The 19,548-nt window shown below is 67.6% G+C and carries 16 protein-coding genes; 14 read left to right on the plus strand and 2 right to left on the minus strand.

The features are described 5' to 3' along the window. Position 1: 1 nt before the first annotated feature. From AC3WMR_RS04545 to AC3WMR_RS04565, 5 genes are all read left to right on the plus strand, one after another. Positions 2-967: a MotA/TolQ/ExbB proton channel family protein gene (locus AC3WMR_RS04545; protein ID WP_492262801.1), complete on the plus strand. Its 966-nt coding sequence runs from the start codon at positions 2-4 to the stop codon at positions 965-967. After that, on the plus strand, positions 967-1,446 hold the full coding sequence (locus AC3WMR_RS04550; protein WP_492262802.1) for an ExbD/TolR family protein: 480 nt from the start codon (positions 967-969) through the stop codon (positions 1,444-1,446). The genes AC3WMR_RS04545 and AC3WMR_RS04550 overlap by 1 nt, the downstream gene beginning before the upstream one ends. Positions 1,447-1,511: 65 nt before the next feature. Then, positions 1,512-2,183: a response regulator transcription factor gene (locus tag AC3WMR_RS04555; protein WP_006218435.1), complete on the plus strand. Its 672-nt coding sequence runs from the start codon at positions 1,512-1,514 to the stop codon at positions 2,181-2,183. An 86-nt stretch (positions 2,184-2,269) separates the two neighbouring features. Further along, entirely contained in the window at positions 2,270-3,385 is a 1,116-nt protein-coding gene (locus AC3WMR_RS04560) for a sensor histidine kinase (protein WP_175194722.1), read from the plus strand. Further along, complete coding sequence (locus tag AC3WMR_RS04565) at positions 3,382-5,310, plus strand: potassium transporter Kup (protein ID WP_492262803.1); 1,929 nt, start codon at positions 3,382-3,384, stop codon at positions 5,308-5,310. The genes AC3WMR_RS04560 and AC3WMR_RS04565 overlap by 4 nt, the downstream gene beginning before the upstream one ends. Positions 5,311-5,848: 538 nt before the next feature. Here the strand turns inward: AC3WMR_RS04565 and argG are convergent. Continuing rightward, positions 5,849-7,189 carry an argininosuccinate synthase gene (gene argG / locus AC3WMR_RS04570; protein ID WP_175220825.1) on the minus strand — a complete coding sequence of 447 codons (1,341 nt, stop codon included), beginning with the start codon at positions 7,187-7,189 and terminating at the stop codon, positions 5,849-5,851. Positions 7,190-7,475: 286 nt separating this feature from the next. On the opposite strand from argG, the gene AC3WMR_RS04575 reads away from it, so the two are divergent. Genes AC3WMR_RS04575 through AC3WMR_RS04595 form a run of 5 tightly spaced genes read left to right on the plus strand, consistent with a single transcriptional unit; the run spans position 7,476 to position 15,479 of the window. Continuing rightward, a complete protein-coding gene (locus AC3WMR_RS04575) occupies positions 7,476-9,038 on the plus strand; it encodes an efflux transporter outer membrane subunit (RefSeq protein ID WP_492262804.1) in 1,563 nt (520 codons plus the stop codon). A 4-nt stretch (positions 9,039-9,042) separates the two neighbouring features. Then, a complete protein-coding gene (locus AC3WMR_RS04580; RefSeq protein WP_492262805.1) occupies positions 9,043-10,209 on the plus strand; it encodes an efflux RND transporter periplasmic adaptor subunit in 1,167 nt (388 codons plus the stop codon). Beyond that, a complete protein-coding gene (locus AC3WMR_RS04585) occupies positions 10,206-13,373 on the plus strand; it encodes an efflux RND transporter permease subunit (protein ID WP_492262806.1) in 3,168 nt (1,055 codons plus the stop codon). Before AC3WMR_RS04580 ends, AC3WMR_RS04585 begins: the two co-directional genes overlap by 4 nt. A gap of 37 nt (positions 13,374-13,410) precedes the next feature. Beyond that, positions 13,411-14,097 carry a heavy metal response regulator transcription factor gene (locus AC3WMR_RS04590; protein WP_492262807.1) on the plus strand — a complete coding sequence of 229 codons (687 nt, stop codon included), beginning with the start codon at positions 13,411-13,413 and terminating at the stop codon, positions 14,095-14,097. Continuing rightward, on the plus strand, positions 14,094-15,479 hold the full coding sequence (locus AC3WMR_RS04595; protein ID WP_492262808.1) for a heavy metal sensor histidine kinase: 1,386 nt from the start codon (positions 14,094-14,096) through the stop codon (positions 15,477-15,479). The genes AC3WMR_RS04590 and AC3WMR_RS04595 overlap by 4 nt, the downstream gene beginning before the upstream one ends. 69 nt (positions 15,480-15,548) lie before the next feature. Here AC3WMR_RS04595 and AC3WMR_RS04600 read toward each other — a convergent pair whose 3' ends face one another. After that, positions 15,549-16,451 (minus strand): LysR substrate-binding domain-containing protein, encoded by a 903-nt coding sequence (locus tag AC3WMR_RS04600; RefSeq protein WP_492262809.1) that lies wholly within the window; start codon positions 16,449-16,451, stop codon positions 15,549-15,551. 106 nt (positions 16,452-16,557) lie between these two features. Between AC3WMR_RS04600 and AC3WMR_RS04605 the strand changes: the two genes are divergently transcribed. The 4 genes from AC3WMR_RS04605 to AC3WMR_RS04620 are packed head-to-tail and all read left to right on the plus strand — an operon-like array spanning position 16,558 to position 19,546. After that, a complete protein-coding gene (locus AC3WMR_RS04605; RefSeq protein ID WP_492262810.1) occupies positions 16,558-17,424 on the plus strand; it encodes an amidohydrolase family protein in 867 nt (288 codons plus the stop codon). Positions 17,425-17,482: 58 nt separating this feature from the next. Further along, on the plus strand, positions 17,483-18,436 hold the full coding sequence (locus AC3WMR_RS04610; protein WP_175219106.1) for a Bug family tripartite tricarboxylate transporter substrate binding protein: 954 nt from the start codon (positions 17,483-17,485) through the stop codon (positions 18,434-18,436). Positions 18,437-18,439: 3 nt separating this feature from the next. After that, positions 18,440-18,970 (plus strand): carboxymuconolactone decarboxylase family protein, encoded by a 531-nt coding sequence (locus AC3WMR_RS04615; RefSeq protein WP_175194701.1) that lies wholly within the window; start codon positions 18,440-18,442, stop codon positions 18,968-18,970. A gap of 12 nt (positions 18,971-18,982) precedes the next feature. Then, the gene (locus AC3WMR_RS04620) at positions 18,983-19,546 is read left to right on the plus strand and encodes a hypothetical protein (RefSeq protein WP_492262811.1); all 564 of its coding nucleotides are present in this window, start codon (positions 18,983-18,985) and stop codon (positions 19,544-19,546) included. Positions 19,547-19,548: the final 2 nt, after the last annotated feature.

Here is a 19,548-nt window from a genome sequence, read left to right on the forward strand (position 1 = left end):
GATGTCCAACGCAATGCACAGCGCCACCCTGGTGGCGCAGGCGACCACCAGCCCGGCAGCAGCGCCGGCTGCTGCCGCCGCCGCGCCCGCTGCCCAGCAGGCCGCCGCTACGGCTGGCGGCGTCGCCCAGCAGGCTGCCGGCACCGTCCAGCAAGCCACGGACGCGCTGCACACCGCAGCCGCCGCGATGCCCGCGGCGCCCGCGCCGGCGGCCGTCCCCGACATGGGCTTCCTGCACTTCGTCGCCCAGAGCGACTTCGTGGGCAAGAGCCTGTTCATCATCCTGATCCTGATGTCGCTGGTGACCTGGTACCTGATCCTGGTCAAGGTCGCCAGCAACGTCAGCATGCGCAAGCGCTCGGCCGACTTCCTGAACAAGTTCTGGAACGCCAGCTCGCTCGAACAGGTCGAGCACGAAATCTCGACGCATGGCGCGCGTGACCCGTTCTCGCACCTGGCCAGCCATGCCATGCACGCGCAGGCGCACCACAGCAAGTTCGGCGCCACCAAGCTGGAAGAAGCCGGTTCGAACACCGATTTCGTCACCCGCACGATGCGCAAGGTGATCGACGAAGAAACCGCCAAGCTGGAAAACGGCCTGACGGTGCTGGCTTCGGTGGGTTCGACGGCGCCGTTCGTCGGCCTGTTCGGCACGGTGTGGGGCGTGTACCACGCGCTGGTCGGCATCGGCCTGTCCGATGGCGTCACCATCAACCGCATCGCCGGTCCGGTGGGCGAGGCCCTGATCATGACCGGCCTGGGCCTGGCAGTTGCCATCCCGGCCGTGCTGGCCTACAACACCTTCGTGCGCAACAACCGCGTGTTCCTGTCGCGCCTGGATGCCTTCGCGCACGATCTGTTCGCCTTCCTGACGACCGGCCAGCAAGTGGCCCTGTCCGACGGCAAGGTGCGTGCCCTGCGCCGCCAGCACGCTAACGGCGCCGCGGCTCAACGCGGGAGCGAATAATGGCTTTTGGCAGCTTCGAGGGAAAAGGGTCCGGAAGCCACACGGTTTCCGAGATCAACATGGTGCCCCTGATCGACGTCATGCTGGTGCTGCTGGTGATCTTCATCATCACGGCGCCACTGCTGGCGCACTCGATCAAGATCAACATGCCCCAGGTGGCTGCCGAGCAGATCGAGGAAGAACCCAAGACCGTGGACCTGGCCATCGATGCCAGCGGCGCGCTGTTCTGGGACGAGAAGCCGGTCAATATCGACGACCTGCCGAACCGCTTCAAGTCGATCGCCGGCACCAAGCCGCAACCCGAAATCCGCATTCGCGCCGACCAGAACACCCGTTACGAGACCCTGGCCAAGGTCATGGCCTCGGCCCGTCGTTCGGGCATGACGCGCATCGGTTTCGTCACCACGCCGCCCTCGGGCGGAGCCGCCTCGGCCGACGCGCCGGCGGGTGCCCCGGCCCCGGCGCCGGCCGGCAAGTGAACGTTTCCTGGGAAAAGGGGCGCATTTCGCGCCCCTTTTTTTTGGGATCGCGCTAGAATCGCGGCATGCGAGTTCTGGTAATCGAAGACGACACCACCCTGGGCCATGCGCTCCAGGAATTTCTGGCCGACCAGGGTTATGCGGTCGACTGGCTGACAGAGGGCGACCGGGTTCTGGGCGCGCTGGCAGGCCAGCCGTATGACCTGATGCTGCTCGACCTCAATCTGCCCGGCATGAGCGGCCTGGATGTCCTGCGCCAGTTGCGCCAGGACGGCAACCAGGTTCCGGTCCTGATCCTGACGGCCCGCGACGGCATCGAAGATCGCGTCGCCGGCCTGGATGCCGGCGCCGACGACTACGTCACCAAGCCTTTCGAGCTGCCCGAGCTGGCCGCCCGTGTGCGCGCCTTCGGCCGCCGCAGGGCAGGGCAGGCGCAGCCCCTGATCGAAGTCGGCCCGCTGGTGTTCGACACCGTCGGCCGCGAAGTCCGGGCCAACGGCCAGCGCCTGTCGCTGTCGGTGCGCGAGTTGTCCGTCCTGGAAATGCTGATGGCTCGCGTGGGCCGCGTGGTCACCAAGCGCCAGATCGTGAATTCGCTGTCCGCCTGGGACGCCGATTTCAGCGAAAACGCCGTCGAAGTCTATGTCTACCGCCTGCGCAAGCGCCTGGAAGGCACGGGCGCCAGCATCCAGACGGTGCGCGGTTTCGGCTACATGCTGGATGTGGAAACGGCCTGACGGCCTGCCTGGCTGCCCCACGCCGGCAGGCGTAGCCGGCCTGCGGCGGCCGGACGCCACTGCCGCCTAAACGAGGGCACCGCGTCATGACGCACGAACGCACTCCTCCCTCTCCCCCGGCCTCGCGCCCCTTGCTCCCCTCCCGTTCGCTTGCGCGGCATCTGGTCATCCGGCTGATGCCGCCGATCCTGTTGCTGGTGCTGCTGGACCTGGCCGCGACCTGGGTCATCACCCACAAGATCGACATGTCGATCTGGATGCTGGAAGACTTCTTCTGGCTGATGGTGGTGGGGCAGGTGGCGCTGATCGGGCTGTTCACCTGGGTGGTGGTGCAGGGCGTGCGCTCGGGCCTGCGCTCGGTGAACCACCTGTCCGAGGAAATCCGGCAGCGCTCCATCGACGATATGCAGCCGCTGGAAGTGGCCGGCGTGCCCGTCGAGATCGAACCCCTGGTCACCCACACCAACGACCTGCTGCTGCGGCTGGATGCGTCGCTGGCGGCGCAGCGCCGCTTCATCGGCCATGCCGCCCACCAGTTGCGCACGCCGCTGTCGGGCCTGCGGCTGGAATCCGAACTGATGCTGGCGCGGCCCTTGCCTGATGACGTGCGCGCCCGCGCCGAACGCATCAAGGCGGTCAGCGACCGCATGATCCGCCTGGGCCAGCAGTTGCTGGTGCTGGCGCGCGCCGACCCCAATGCCCGGCCGCAGGACAGCTTTGTGCGCATCGACCTGTGCGAATGGGTGCGGGCGCATGGCGCCGAGTGGTTTCCGCGGGTGCGCGAAGCCCGCTATGAACTGGACCTGGTGGCGCCCGACGCCCCGATCTGGATCGACGCCGACCCGTTGCTGCTGGCCGAGCTGCTTGGCAACCTGATCGACAACGCGCTGCGCTACGGCAACGCGACCGGCAAGATCACCCTGATCGTGGGCGCCAACCCGCCGTCGCTGACGGTCGAGGACGACGGCCCCGGCATTCCGCCCGAAGAGCGCGATCGCGTGTTCGAGGCGTTCTACCGTTCGCCCACGGTCACGGCCGGCGGGTCGGGCCTGGGGCTGGCCATCGTGCGCGAGATCGCGCATGCGCACGGCGCCTGGTGGAAGCTCACCAGCCGCCCGGATTTTTCCGGAACCCGGCTTTCCGTCGTGTTCCCCGGCCCCCGCAAAGGGGCTCAACTCACTCGGCAAGAACCCACATCATGAGCCAAGGTACGGCTAGCGTTCCTACCTCGCCCCCCGGCCACCCGGCTGCCGGCCATGCGCCGTCTTCGCGCGCGGCGCTCATCCTGGGGGCGCTGGGGGTGGTGTATGGCGACATCGGCACCAGCCCGCTGTATACGCTGCGGGCCTGCCTGACCGGGCTGAGCGTGCACACCGACCTGGAGCCGGCCCATTTGCTGGGCGTGCTGTCCATCCTGTTCTGGATGCTGATGGTGGTGGTGTCGCTGAAGTATGTGACGCTGATCCTGCGGGCGGACAACCGCGGCGAAGGCGGCACGCTGGCACTGCTGGAGCTGGCGGTGCGCAACCGCGATGGCAAGCTGCGCTGGGTGCTGATCGTGCTGGGCATTTTTGGGGCGGCGCTGTTCTATGGCGACAGCATGATCACGCCTGCGATTTCGGTGCTGTCGGCGCTGGAAGGAATCAGCATCGTGTCGCACACGCTGGACGCGTGGGTGGTGCCGCTGGCGCTGGTGGTGCTGGTGGCGTTGTTCGCGATCCAGTCGCATGGCACGGGGGCGATGGGCAAGCTGTTCGGGCCGGTGATGCTGCTGTGGTTCGGCACGCTGGCGGCCCTGGGGGGCTGGCAGATCTGGCAGACGCCCGAGGTGCTGGCGGCGCTGAACCCGATGTGGGGGCTGCGCTTCATTGTCGAGTTTCCGTGGATCAGCTTCGTGCTGCTGGGTGCGGTGGTGCTGGCGCTGACCGGCGCCGAGGCGCTGTATGCGGACATGGGCCACTTTGGTCGTCCGGCCATCCGCAGCGCCTGGTTCAGCATGGTGCTGCCGGCGCTGACGCTGTGTTATTTCGGCCAGGGCGCGTTGCTGCTTCGCGACCCGACTGCCATCCGCAATCCGTTCTTCATGATGGCGCCTGAGTGGGGCCTGGCGCCCTTGGTGGCGCTGGCGACGGTGGCGACGATCGTGGCGTCGCAGGCGGTGATTTCGGGCGCGTATTCGGTGACGCGCCAGGCGGTGCAATTGGGCTTCTGGCCGCGCATGCAGATCCTGCATACGTCGGCCATTGAGAAGGGCCAGATCTACCTGCCGCAGGTCAATGCGCTGCTGCTGTGCGCGGTGCTGGTGCTGGTGCTGCTGTTCCGTAATTCGGACAACCTGGCGGCGGCTTACGGTTTTGCGGTGACGGGCACGATGCTGACGACGTCGGTGCTGGCGTTCGCGGTGCTGCCGCGCGGCACGACGGGGGCCAAGCGGATGCTGTGGTTCGTGGTGCTGGGCTTGCTGTTGCTGTTCGACGTGCTGCTGTTTTCGGCCAATGTGTTCAAGATCCACGAAGGCGGCTGGTTGCCGCTGGTGGTGGCGATCGTGGTGTTCACGCTGATGATGACGTGGCGGCGCGGGCGCCGGCTGCTGTCGGAGATGCAGCAGCGTGATCGTCAGCCGCTCAAGGAATTCATGGAGCAGCTCGAGGAATACCCGCCGTCTCGGGTGCCGGGCACGGCGATCTTCATGACGATGAATTCGGGCAATGTGCCGCCGGCCTTGCTGCACAATCTGAAGCACAACAAGGTGCTGCATGACCATGTGCTGTTCCTGACGATTCTGGTGGCGGACGTGCCGTACATTTCGCCGGAAGAGCGCTTTTCGGTGCACAAGCTGAGCGCGTCCAGCTGGGCGGCGACGATCAATTACGGGTTCAAGGAGGATCCGGATGTGCCGGAGGCGCTGCGCCTGGTGGCGGAGGCTTATCCGGAGCTGGATCTTGAACCGATGCGGACGTCTTATTTCCTGTCGCGGCAGACGGTGGTGGCGGCGAAGAAGCCGGCGCTTTGGCGGTGGCGGCGAGCGGTGTTTTCGTTCATGGCTCGGAACTCTACGCGTAGTACCAAGTTCTTCAAGATTCCTGCTAATCGGGTGGTTGAGATGGGGATGCAGGTTGAACTTTAGGGGGGGTTGTGGTCTTGCGGCGGTGGTGGGTTCTTAAGACGCCCGCTGCGTTGGCGCTGCGGGGTACGCGGGGCTACGATTGCGGTCCGGAGCCTTCGCTCCGGACTTCCCCGTTCTCATCCTCGTCCTCGCCTTCGGCGACTCCTTCGGATTCCGTCGGGCGCATCTACACGCCCCGCGTACCCCGCAGCGCCAACGCAGCAGGCTTTGATGTGCCTGGCCTGGCGGATGCTGGGGAGGATGGTGTGCTTGGCGATTTGGCCTAGAGTCTTCTTGGGACGGAAGGTCTTGCGGGGCTGCCAAAGTCGGCCGCGCGGGCGGCCTTTTTTGGCGTTTGGGTGGTGGAGCGCGTGAGGTTGCTGGCTTTGTTGGCGGCGAGTGACTTGGACTACCAGCCCTCTGTCATCAGCCAGCCAGGGAACCCGGGGAATTGGCTGATAGCGGCTTACGGACTGCTGTTGGTGGTGAGCGGATGTGCCTGAAATGAAAAAGCCCCTCGGCATGTTGTGCCGAGGGGCTTCTTGTTGGGCGGGAAGAATTACTTCTTCTTGGCCTCGTCCTTCAGCTGGGGCAGCGAGGTGCCGGAGGAGGAGAGCAGGCCGGTCTTCACGTAGGTGAACAGCTTTTCGCGGGTGTCGACGATGTCGAGGTTGCGCATGGTGAGCTGGCCGATGCGGTCGGCGGGGGTGAAGGGGGCGTTTTCGACCTTTTCCATCGACAGGCGCTCAGGGGCGTACGTCAGGTTGGGCGATTCGGTGTTGAGCAGCGAGTAGTCGTTGCCGCGGCGCAGTTCGAGGGTGACTTCGCCGGTGATGGCACGAGCGACCCAGCGTTGGGCGGTTTCGCGCAGCATGATGGCTTGGGGGTCGAACCAGCGGCCTTGGTACAGCAGGCGGCCGAGCTTGCGGCCGCTTTCGCGGTATTGCTCGATGGTGTCTTCGTTGTGGATGCCGGTGACCAGGCGTTCGTAGGCGATGAACAGCAGGGCCAGGCCGGGGGCTTCGTAGATGCCGCGGCTCTTGGCTTCGATGATGCGGTTTTCGATCTGGTCGCTCATGCCCAGGCCGTGGCGGCCGCCGATGCGGTTGGCTTCGAGCAGCAGTTCGACGGGGTCGCTGTATTCGACGCCGTTCAGGGCGACGGGCTGGCCTTCTTCGAAGCGCACGGTGACTTCTTCGGCCTTGACGACGACGTCGTCGCGCCAGAAGGCGACGCCCATGATGGGCTTGACGATGCGGATGCCGGAGTTCAGGTGCTCGAGGTCTTTGGCTTCGTGGGTGGCGCCCAGCAGGTTCGAGTCGGTGGAGTAGGCCTTTTCAGCCGACATCTTGTAGTCGAAGCCGGCCTGGCGCATGTATTCGGACATTTCCGAACGGCCGCCGAGTTCGTCGATGAAGCGCTGGTCGAGCCAGGGCTTGTAGATCTTGAGGTCGGGGTTGGTGAGCAGGCCGTAGCGGTAGAAACGCTCGATGTCGTTGCCCTTGAAGGTGCTGCCGTCGCCCCAGATGTTGACGTTGTCTTCCTTCATGGCGGCCACGAGCATGGTGCCGGTGACGGCGCGACCGATGGGCGTGGTGTTGAAGTAGGTGATGCCGGCGGTGGAGATGTGGAAGGCGCCGGCCTGCAGGGCGGCGATGCCTTCGGCCACGAGCTGCGCACGGCAGTCGATCAAGCGGGCGTTTTCGGCACCGTAGGCCAGGGCCTTGCGGGGGATCTCGTCGTAGTCGGCTTCGTCGGGCTGGCCGAGGTTGGCGGTGTAGGCGTACGGGATGGCGCCGTTGTTGCGCATCCAGAGCAGCGCGGCGCTGGTGTCGAGGCCGCCGGAGAAGGCGATGCCGACCTTCTGGCCGGTGGGAAGGTTCGGGAGGATAGTGGTCATTGTTTGAGGTAAGACGCCAACGGGGCTTTGACAGCAGACTTTGACAGCAACAGGCCGCCAAACAAGAAATCAGACCGCTATTTTAACTCTTTTGATCCGGGCGGGCGGCGGGTGCGGCAGGGGCTCCCGGGCGGGAGTCGGGCAGGGGGGCCGGGCGTGGGGCCGCGCAGGGTCTGCCGGACGCCAACCTGTCCGAATTGTCAGGGAGCGGACAGCGTGCGGTCCCGCTGGGCTTTCTACAGTGGGGCCGTACTGACTGTCAGCCGCGCGGGCGGCGCCGAGAAAAATGAACACAGGCAAGCGGATAACGCCCAGGCGGGCGGCGGTGGGGCTGGCGGCCCTGCTGGCCCTGGCCGGCTGTGCGGTGGGGCCGGACTATCAGCGTCCGGCCATGGACCTGCCGTCCGGCTACAAGGAATCGGGGCCATGGAAGACGGCGAATCCGGGCGTGATCGATGGCCGGCAGCCCTGGTGGGAGGCCTATGGTGATCCGACCCTGAATGATCTGATCGTGGCGGCCAACGCGGCCAACCAGACGGTGCAGCAGGCGCAGGCGCAATACCGCCAGGCGCGGGCGGCGGCGGACGCGGCCCGGGCGGGTTTCTGGCCGACGGTGGGCGCCAATGTGTCGGCGCAGCGTGCGCGGGCCAAGAGCAGCGGCGTGATCGGGGTGTCCAACAGCTACGCGGCGGCGATCGATGTGTCGTGGGAGCCGGACCTGTGGGGCGCGGTGCGCCGCCAGGTCGAGGCGAGCGATGCGTCGACCCAGGCCAGCGAGGCCAACCTGGCAGCGGCGCGGCTGAGCATCCAGGCGGCGCTGGCGCAGGATTACCTGCAACTGCGGGCGGTGGATCGCGAGAAAGACCTGTACGCCCGCACCTTGCAGGCCTACGAACGGACGCTGAAGCTGACGCGCAGCCAATACGATGCGGGCGTGGCGTTGCGGTCTGACGTGGCGCAGGCCGAGGCGCAACTCAAGACCGCCCAGGCCCAGGCGATCGACCTGAACGTGTCGCGCAACCAGCTGGAACACGCCATCGCCATCCTGACGGGCCGGGCGCCGGCGCAGTTCAGCCTGGCGCCGCTGCCGGCCGGGCAGCCCTGGATGTTCCGGGTGCCCGAGGTGCCGACCGGCCTGCCGTCGGATCTGCTGGAGCGGCGCCCCGATATCGCGGCGGCCGAGCGCCAGGTGGCGTCGGCCAATGCGGGCATCGGCGTGGCGCGGGCCGCGTATTTCCCGTCGCTGGTGCTGTCGGCCGCGGGCGGCTTCGGTGCGGCCAGTTTCGCGCAATGGTTCAACGCGCCGGGCCGGGTCTGGTCGCTGGGGGCGGCGCTGGCCGAGACGATATTCGACGGCGGCCTGCGCCGCGCTCGGGATGCCCAGGCGGTGGCGGTGTTCGATGCCAGCGCGGCGCAATACAAGCAGACAGTGCTGGGCGCATTCCAGGAAGTCGAGGACAACCTGTCCACGCTGCGTGTGCTGGACGACGAGGCGCGGGCGCAGGACGACGCGGTGGCGGCTTCGCGCTTGAGCGAGCAGTTGGCGCTGGCGCAGTACCGCGCGGGCACCACCACTTTCCTGGCGGTGGCCACGGCGCAGGCGCTGACGCTGTCGAACGAACGCAATGCGGTGCAACTGCGCGGCCGCCAGATGGTGGCCAGCGTGGCGCTGATCAAGGCCGTGGGCGGCGGCTGGAATGCGTCCGCCCTGAATGCGCCGGATGCGCAGGCGCTGGCCGCGGCGGGCGGCGCGCCCGCTGCCGCAGCGACGGCTGCCGCAGCGACGGCTGCCGCAGCATCGGCTGCCGCAGCGACGGCTGCCGACAAACCCTCTACCCAGAACGAGTAAGTCCATGGACAACGCGGTCACTTTTTCCCATCGGGGCGCGGGCGGCAAGAAGGCCGCGGTGCTGGTGCTGGCCCTGGCGGCCTGCGGGCTGGCGGCGTGGCTGCTGCTGCGCGGGCGCGGCGAGGCGGTGCCGGTCGCGGTGCCGGTGGTGCCGGTGGCAACGGTGCTGGCGCAGCAGCAGGACGTGGCCCGCTACCTGACCGGCGTGGGCACGGTGACGTCGGCGGCCAGCGTGACGGTCAAGGCGCGCATCGATGGCCAGCTGGACAGCGTGGGCTTTGTCGAGGGGCAGGACGTGAAGGCCGGCCAGGTGCTTGCCAACATCGATCCGCGTGCGCTGCAGGCCCAATTGGCCCAGGCGCAGGCGCAGCGCGCCAAGGACCAGGCCACGCTGGTGAACGCGCGGCTGGACCTGCAACGCTACACCCGGCTGCAACGCGAGGACGCCGCGACGCAGCAGACGCTGGACACGCAGCGCGCCCTGGTGGCGCAGCTGGAGGCGGCCACGCAGACGGACGATGCGCTGATCAGCTATGCCCGCGTGCAGCTGGACTACACCCGCATCGTGGCGCCGATCTCGGGCCGGGTGGGGGCGCGGCTGGTGGACCCGGGCAATATCGTGCACGCCTCGGACGCCAATGGCCTGGTGGTGATCAACCAGATCGACCCGATCACCGTGCTGTTTTCCCTGCCGGAAGAGGCGGTGCCGGGCATCACGGCGGCCATGGACAAGGGCCAGGCCCTGACCGTGGTGGCCTATGCCCGCGGCAGCAATGAGCCGCTCGAACAAGGTCAGCTGGTGCTGCTGAACAACCAGATCGACACGACCACCGGCACGGTGCAACTGAAGGGGCGCTTCGACAACCCGCGGCATCGCCTGTGGCCGGGCCAGTACGTGAACGCGCGGCTGGTGCTGGATGAGCACGAAAGCGCCGTGACGCTGCCGGTGGCGGCGATTCAGCGCAGCCAGACGGGCACCTTCGTGTACACGGTGGACGGCGCGGGCGTGGCCCAGGCGCAGCCGGTCAAGGTGGAACGCATGCAGGACGGCCTGGCGGTGATCCAGGAAGGCGTGAAGGCCGGCCAGCGCGTGGTGGTGGATGGCCAGTACAAGCTCAAGCCGGGCAGCAAGGTGCGCGAGCTGGCGCCGGCGGCGGGAGGTGGCCAGTGAGCATTTCAGCGAACTTCATCAAACGGCCGATCGGCACGTCGCTGCTGGCGCTGGCGATCCTGCTGGTGGGTATCGCGGCCTGGCCGCTGTTGCCGGTGGCGCCGCTGCCGCAGGTGGACTTTCCCACCATCCAGGTGCAGGCCAACCTGCCGGGCGGCAGCCCGGAAACCATGGCGTCCAACGTGGCGCAGCCGCTGGAACGCCAGTTTTCGCTGATCGCGGGCCTGTCGCAGATGACCTCGGTCAGCGCCATCGGCATGACCCAGATCACGCTGCAGTTCGACCTGAACCGCAGCATCGATTCGGCGGCGGTGGACGTGCAGGCCGCCATCAATGCCTCGACCGGCCAGTTGCCCGCCAACCTGCCCAACCCGCCGACCTTTCGCAAGGTCAATCCGGCGGACGCGCCCATCATGGTGATGGCGGTGCAGTCGGACACGCTGCCGCTGATCCAGGTGAACGACTACGCCGACAACATCCTGGCGCAGCAGATTTCGCAGATCTCGGGGGTGGGCCTGGTCAATATCGGCGGCCAGCAGAAGCCGGCCGTGCGCATCCAGGTGGACCCCGGCAAGCTGTCGGCGCTGGGGCTGAGCCTGGAAGACATACGCGGCGTCATCGCGACGACCACGGTGAACCAGCCCAAGGGCACCATCGACGGGCCGCGCCAGAGTTTCACCACCTATACGAACGACCAGCTGCTGTCGGCGGCGCCCTGGAACGACATGGTGCTGGCCTACCGCAACGGCGCGCCGATCCGGGTGCGCGACGTGGGCGTGGCGGTGGACGGGCCCGAAAACACCAAGCTGGCCGGCTGGGCCTACGCCGGCCCCGCGGCGCCCGCCGACAACACCATCACCAACGGCCGCTCGATCGTGCTGCAGATCAGCAAGCAGCCGGGCGCCAACGTCATCGACACCGTGGACCGCATCCGCGCGGCCTTGCCCAAGCTGGAAGCGTCGATTCCGCCGTCGGTGCACGTGAACACGATCATCGATCGCACCCAGACCATCCGGGCATCGGTGCAGGACGTGGAATTCACGCTGACGCTGACCATCATCCTGGTGGTGCTGGTGATCTTTCTGTTCCTGCGCAACGTGGCGGCCACGCTGATTCCCTGCGTGACGGTGCCGCTGGCGCTGATGGGTACGGCGGCCATCATGTACGTGGTGGGCTTCAGCCTGGACAACCTGTCGCTGATGGCGCTGACGATTGCGGTGGGCTTCGTGGTGGACGATGCCATCGTGATGCTGGAAAACGTGTACCGCCACGTCGAGGCGGGCATGTCGCCGATGGAGGCCGCCTACAAGGGCGCGGGGGAAATCGGCTTCACCATCGTGTCGATCTCGGTGTCGCTGGTGGCGGTGTTCATTCCGCTGCTGCTGATGGGCGGCATCGTGGGGCGGCTGTTCCGCGAGTTCGCGGTGACGGTGACGCTGACCATCGTGGTGTCGGTGCTGGTGTCGCTGACGCTGACGCCGATGCTGTGTTCGCGCTACCTGAAGAACCACCACGGCGATCGCCACGGCCGCCTGTACCTGCTGTTCGAGCGCGGCTTCGATGCGATGCTGCACGGCTACGAGCGCGGCCTGAAGCTGGTGCTGCGGCATCAGTTCGCCACGCTGTGCGTGTTCCTGGCGACCGTGGGCTGCACGGTGGCGCTGTTCCTGGTGATTCCCAAGGGCTTTTTTCCGCAGCAGGACACGGGCTTCATCTTCGGCTTTGCCGAGTCGGCGCAGGATTCATCGTTCTCGTTGATGAACCAGCGCATGATCCAGATGGCCGACGTGATCCGGCAAGACCCCGACATCGCCAGTTTCGGTTTCAACGGCAGCCAGAGCACCTACAACACGGGCAACTTCTACATCGGCCTGAAGCCCAAGGACGAAGGCCGCACGGCGTCCGCCGACGAGGTCATCGCCCGCCTGCGGCCGCAGCTGGCCAAGCTGGAAGGCGTGACGTTGTTCATGCAGGCAGGGCAGGATATCAACGTTGGCGGGCGGTTGTCGCGCACGCAGTACCAGTACACCCTGACCGATTCCAATCTGGACGAGTTGAACGTATGGGCGCCGCGGCTGCTGGCGAAGTTCCGCGAATTGCCGGTGCTGACGGATCTGGCATCCGACCAGCAGAACGCCGCGGCGACCGCGTCCATCACGATCGATCGGGCGCGGGCCTCGTCGTTCGGGATATCGCCGGCGCTGATCGACGCCACCATCTACGACGCCATCGGCCAGCGCCAGGTGGCCCAGTATTTCACCCAGATCAACAGCTACCACGTGGTGCTGGAGGTGACGCCCAAGCTGCAGCAGGACCCGGACCTGTTCTCCAAGCTGTACCTGACCTCGCCTCTGACCGGCCAGCAGGTGCCGCTGTCGACCTTCATCAAGCTGGACACCAACAAGACCGCATACCTGTCGATCAGCCACCAGGGGCAGTTCCCGGCGGTGACGATCTCGTTCAACCTGGCGCCGGGCGCCTCGCTGGGCGATGCGGTGCAGGCGATCCAGCAGGCACAGGCCCAGATGGGCGTGCCGGCCAGCCTGACGGGGGCGTTCCAGGGCACGGCCAAGGCCTTCGGCGATTCGCTGTCGAGCCAGCCGTACCTGATCGCTGCCGCGCTGATCGCCGTGTACATCGTGCTGGGGCTGCTGTATGAAAGCTACATCCACCCGCTGACCATTCTTTCGACCCTGCCGTCGGCCGGGGTGGGGGCGCTGGCGATCCTGATGCTGGGCGGCTACGACTTGAGCGTGATCGCGCTGATCGGCATCATTTTGCTGATCGGCATCGTCAAGAAGAATGGCATCATGATGATCGACTTCGCCCTGACGGCCGAGCGCGAGCACGGCATGGCGCCGGCCGAGGCCATCTACCAGGCGTGCGTGCTGCGGTTCCGGCCGATCATGATGACGACCATGTGCGCGCTGCTGAGCGGCCTGCCGCTGATGCTGAGCCACGGCCAGGGGTCGGAATTGCGCCGGCCGCTGGGCTATGCGATGGTGGGCGGGCTGATCGTGTCGCAGGCGTTGACGCTGTTCACGACGCCGGTGGTGTACCTGTACCTGGATCGGGCGCATTTCTGGTACATGCGCAAGAAGCAGGAGCGGGCCGCGCGCAAGGCCGCCCTGGTGCAGCCTGGGCCGGGAGTTGAGTCAAAATAAGCGCCTGTGCATGTCGATACACCCTAGCGGGGCCGCGATGAAGATCCTGATAGTCGAAGATGAACTGAAGACGGCGGATTACCTGCGCAAAGGCCTGGGCGAACAGGGCTGCGCGGTCGATGTGGCGCACAACGGCATCGACGGCCAGCACCTGGCGCTGGAGCACGACTACGACGTGATCGTGCTGGACGCCATGCTGCCCGGCATGGACGGCTTTGCGGTGCTGCGCTCGCTGCGCAGCGTGCGCCAGACCCCGGTCATCATGCTGACCGCCCGCGACGGCGTCGAAGACCGCATCCGCGGCCTGCACGACGGCGCCGACGATTATCTGGTCAAGCCGTTTTCCTTCCTGGAACTGCTGGCCCGGCTGCAGGCGCTGACCCGCCGCGGCCGCGCCCAGGAACCGGTGCACCTGCGCATCGGCGACCTGCAGATCGACCTGATCAGCCGCAAGGCCTGGCGCGCCGGCACGCGGCTGGACCTGACCGCCAAGGAATTCGCGCTGCTGGCGGTGCTGGCCAGGCGCCAGGGCGAAATCCTGTCCAAGACGGCCATCGCCGAACTGGTCTGGGACATGAACTTCGACAGCAACGTCAACGTGGTCGAGGTGGCCATCAAGCGGCTGCGCGGCAAGGTCGATGCGCCGTTTGATCGCAAGCTGCTGCACACCATCCGCGGCATGGGCTACGTGCTGGAACTGCGCGACGGCGAGTCGCCCGAATGAAATCGTCGCTGAAAACCCGGCTGGTGGCCATGTTCGCGGTGGCGGCGGCGGCGACCTTCGCGTTGACGGGCGTGGCGCTGTACGGCGTGCTGGACCGCCAGCTGGACCGCATCCAGCAGGACGCGCTGCGCACCACGGCGCACGAGGTCAGCTATTCCCTGACCCGCAGCGGCGACCCGGAACGCTGGGGCCGCTTCAAGGCCAAGCTCGATACCCTGACGCCGGCCGACGGCAGCCTGCGGTTCTGGGTGCTGTCCGATGACCCGGCCTATGAATACGGCAAGGGGCTGGCCGACATCGACCGGCTGGAACGCCGCGCCGATGGCTTTGGCAGCATCACGCTGCCCGATCGCGAAAATGCGCTGTTGACCATCACCGTCACGGTCGAACCGTTTCAGCAGCGGCCGCGGGTGCGCCTGATCGTCGGCATGGATTCGGCGCCGTATGCGCACACGCTGCGGTATTTCCTGTGGGCCATGGCGGGGCTGTCGCTGACCGCTATCTTGCTTGTGGGCCTGTTGGGGTTCTGGGTGGCCCGGCTGGGCCTGCGGCCGCTGAACCGGCTGTCGGCCGAGGCCCGGGCGCTGCGCCCCAGCGCCTTGTCGCAGCGCTTGAGCATGGCCGCGTTGCCGGTCGAGCTGGAAGACCTGGCGACGTCTTTCAATGGCGCGCTGGCGCGGCTGGAAGGCGCCTACAACCAGCTCGAGGCTTTCAATGCGGACGTGGCGCACGAACTGCGCACGCCGCTGACCAACCTGATCGGCCAGACGCAGGTGGCGCTGTCGCGGCCGCGCAGTTCCGGCGACTTGCAAGAGGTGCTGCAGTCCAACCTGGAAGAACTTGACCGCCTGCGCGCCATGATCAACGACATGCTGTTCCTGGCCCGGGCCGACCAGGGCGAGGCCGCCACGGGCCGCATCCACGCGGTGCTGGCCGACGAGGTCGCCAAGACCGTCGAGTTCTTCGAGTTCCTGCTGGACGAGGCGGGCATGCGCGTGCGCATTCAGGGCGAGCGGGACGCGGTGGCACTGATCGACACGGCGCTGTTCCGGCGCGCGGTGACCAACCTGCTGCAGAACGCGATCCAGTATTCGTCGGCTGGCGCCGAGATCACGGTGGACGTCACGCGGCAGGGCGGCATGCTGGAGATCGCGGTCAGCAACCCCGGACCGCCGATTGCGCCCGAACACCTGCCGCACCTGTTCCAGCGCTTTTACCGGGTGGACGCCGCGCGTCGCGGCGACGGGGTCGAACACAGCCATGGCCTGGGCCTGGCCATCGTCAAGGCGGTGGCGGCGATGCACGGCGGCACGGTGTCGGCGGCCAGCGCCGCGGGGGTGACGCGGGTGGCATTCAGCGTCGAGGCCGAGCCCACGCCCTGAAGCGCGCAGGGGGCGCTGCCCGGTTGGGGGCGCCTGTGCCGGAACCCCAGGCTGGGGCCGGCCTCGCCTTCATGGCGCAAACAGCGCGGCCAGATTCAATTGACGGATCAGTTCGCCGGTGGCCGCCGCCAGCCGGGTGGCGGGGCGATGGCGGGCGCTGGCCAGCACCAGGTTGTTGGTGATGGGCGGCGACTCGATGCCGCTGAGCGACAGCGCGTGTTCGGCTGCCGGCCCGCGTGCCGCCGAGCGCGGCAGGATGGCGTAGGCGTCGCCCTGGGCGGCCAGTTCCACGATGGTCTGCACGGCGTCCACCTCGGCCGCCACTTGCAAGCGCACGCCCTGGGCGCGGCAGACGCTTTCGACCAGGGTGCGGATGGCGTTGGGCAGGCTGGGCAGCACCAGCGGGTACGCGCCCAGCCCGGCTACGGCGATACGGTCGGGCAGGGGCGGCTGGTGGTTGGCCGCCGCCACCAGCACCAGGTTTTCGCGAAACAGCGATTCATAGGCCAGTTGCGGCGATGGCGCCGGGTCGTACAGCAGCGCCAGGTCGACCCGGCCGGCCAGCAGCCATTCGCGCATCTGCGCGCTCAGGCCTTCGGCCACCGCGATGGATGCGTCGGGAAAGCGGCGGCGAAACGCCTGCACCAGGGGCGGGGTCAGCACGCGGGCAATGCGCGGGGGCAGGCCGACCACCACTTTGCCGGTGGGCGTTTCGCGCAGGGTCTGCAGGTCTTGCTTGGCGCGGTCGGCCAGGGCCAGCAGGGCGCGGGCGTGGTCCAGAAAGCGCAGCCCGGCCTCGGTGGGTTCGGCGCCGCGGCCATTGCGATACAGCAGGTGCTGGCCCAGTTCCAGTTCCAGTAGCCGCACCTGGCGGCTGAGGGTGGGCTGGGCGACGTCCAGCATTTCGGCCGCGCGCGAAAAGCTGCGCCGTTCGGCCACGCGCACGAAGTACTCGATCTGCTTGAGATCCATGGGGTGGGCTTTGATATTTATATTTTCTATATCTGAAATCAAAGATATAGCATTGTTAGCCAGCCCGCAATCCGGGAGGATGGCGTTTTTCCCGCAGGAACCCGCCGTGCCCGATTGCCGTCCTCCGCTTGCGTCACCTTCCCGTCCCCGCCATGCGTTGCCGGCCGGGGCTTGCGACACGCACTGCCACGTGTTCGGCCCGGCCGACGTGTTCCCCTATGCCGAGGGGCGGTCGTACACGCCGCCCGATGCGCCCTACGCCAGGATGGCGGCGCTGCACGCGCACCTGGGGGTGCAGCGCGCGGTGGTGGTGCAGGCCAACTGCCACGGCAGTGACCACGCCGCCTTGCTGGACGCGCTGGCGCAAAGCCAGGGGCGCTACCGTGGCGTGGCGCTGCTGGGGGCGGATGCCACCGCGGCCAGCGTGCGCCAATTGCACGAGGGCGGGGTGCGCGGGGCGCGCTTCAATTTCGTGCCACACCTGGGCGGCGCGCCCGATCCGGCCGTGTTCGATCACGTCATCGGCCTGATCGCCCCGCTGGGCTGGCATGTGTGCCTGCACCTGGACGGCGCCATGCTGCCCGAGCTGCTGCCGCGCCTGCGTGCGTTGCCGGTGCCGTTCGTGGTGGATCACATGGGCCGCGTCAAGGCATCCGATGGCGTCGATGCGCCGGCCTTTCGCGCGCTGCTGGACCTGGCCGCCGAACCCCGTGCCTGGGTCAAGGTGTCGGGCATCGACCGCATCGCTTCGGGCCGCCGGCCTTTTTCCGAAGGCATTCCTTTTGTGCGGGCCCTGGTGGACGCGCTGCCCGAGCGCACGCTGTGGGGCACCGACTGGCCGCATCCGAACGTGGCGGGCGACATGCCCGACGACGGTGAACTGGCCGACGCTTTTTTTCTGGCCTGCCCGGACGCGCCATCGCGCCAGCAGGTCCTGGTGGACAACCCGGCGCGCCTGTACGGATTTCCGTAGCGCGCTCAACGCCTGATCGCAGGCAACAACAAGACACGACAATCCCGAGGAGACACTCATGTTCAAGAAACTCGTATTCGCAGGCCTCATGGGCCTGGCCAGCCTGAGCCCGGCGCACGCCGATGGCCCGGTGCGCCTGATCATCGCCTTCCCGCCCGGCGGCCCCGTCGACCTGGTGGGCCGGGTGTTGGCCGAACAGTTGGGCAAAGAGCTCAAGCAGCAGGTCATCGTCGAAAACAAGGCCGGCGCCAATGGCAATATCGCCGCCGCCTACGTGGCCAAGGCGCCCGGCGATGGGTCGGTGCTGTTCCTGACCAGCGTCGGCGCGGTGGCCATCAGCCCGGCGCTGTACAAGGACCTGCCGTATGACCCGGTGCGCGATTTCGCGCCCGTGTCGCGCGTGGTCAACAACGCCACCGTGTTCGTCGTGAATCCGGCCAACCCGGCCACCGACGCCGCCGATTTCGTCAAGCGCTCGCAGGCCGACAAGCAGTCCGTGGCCGTCGGTTCGTCGGGCATCGGCAGCATTCCGCACCTGACGCTGGAAATGTTCGCCGACGCCAGCCACGCCAACGTGCTGCACGTGCCGTACAAGGGCGCCGCGCCGGTCATCAACGACGTCATGGGCAACCAGGTGTCGGGTTTCTTCGGTGACGTGCCGGGCCTGATCGGCCACATCCAGGGCGGCAAGCTCAAGCCGCTGGGCATTGCCGCGCCCACGCGCCACCCGCTGCTGCCCGATGTGAAGACGCTGGCCGAGCAGGGCATCACCGGGGTCGAGTCCAACAACTGGTACGGCATCGTGGCGCCCGCTACCACGCCGGCCGCCACGGTGGACAAGCTGAACCAGGCGCTGCGCGCCACGCTGGACAACGCCGCCGTGCGCGCCAAGCTGGAGAAATTCGGCGCCCAGGCCGCGCCCAGCACGCCGCAGGAACTGGCCGCGCTGATCGCCGCCGACCGCGAGAAGTGGACCGCGCTGATCCAGCGCAAGAACATTCGCCCGGAGTAAGCCATGGACGCCTGCCGAGTCACCCCGGTGGCGCCGGGCACCCGCCCGGCCCTGGCCGACATCGAATCGCGCATCGCGGCCGCGCGTGGCCGCATCTCGCCCCTGTACCAGGTGCTGCTGAACAGTCCCGCCGTGGTGCAGGGCTGGGAAGCGATGCTGACCGCCATCCGCCTGAACACGTCGCTGTCGCCGCGGGTGCGCGAGCTGATCATCCTGCGCGTGGCAACCCTGAACAACGCGCCCTATGAGTTCGATGCCCACGTGCCGCATGCGCTGGCGGCGGGCATGCCGGTTGCCGTGGTGGAGCAGTTGCGCGCAGGCCCGGCGGTGGCGGCCGTGACGGGCTTGGAAGCGGGTGAAGCCGACGTCCTGGCCCTGACCGACGCGATGACGCGCGACATCGAGGTGCCGGACGCGCTGTTCGCGCCGCTGCGCGCGCGGTACAACGACCAGGAACTGGTCGAACTGACCGCCACGGTCGCGGCCTACAACATGGTGTCGCGCTTCCTGGTGGCATTGCGCGTCGGACACTGAAAGGAGCAGGGCATGGACAAGACGGTATTGCTGGTGTCTTTGGGCGAGCGCTTCGACGCCGCGCGTGCGGCCGATATGGCCGCGCGGCTGACGGACGGCCTGGCCGGCCTGCGGGTGCGGGCGTTCGCGGCCATCGAAGAAGACGACACCTATGTGTATGTGGACGGCGACTCGAACGGCCTGCCGGAAGTCCAGGCCCGTCTGGCCGAGCTGTTTCCGGGCGCCCAGGCGCGCGTGCTGCACCTGACGCTGGACCTGGCCGGCGCGTCGGCGGGGGCGGATGCTCCCTGGCACTACATCGTCGAAACCGATGTGCTGCCCGAGGCCGAAGCCGACCTGAATGCCTGGTACGACCAGGAGCACCTGCCGGGCCTGGCCTCGGTGCCGGGCACGGTGCGCGCGCAACGCTTCGAATGCCGTGATGAGGGCCCGCGCTACCTGGCCTGCTACGACCTGCAGACCCGCGAAACCTTCGGCAGTCCGCCCTGGTTGGCGGTTCGCGCTACCGACTGGAGCAGCCGGGTGCGCCCGTCGTTCCGCAACACGCGGCGCACCATGTTCCAGAAGATTCTTTAAGC

Source organism: Achromobacter sp. FW305-C-28 (assembly GCF_058783235.1).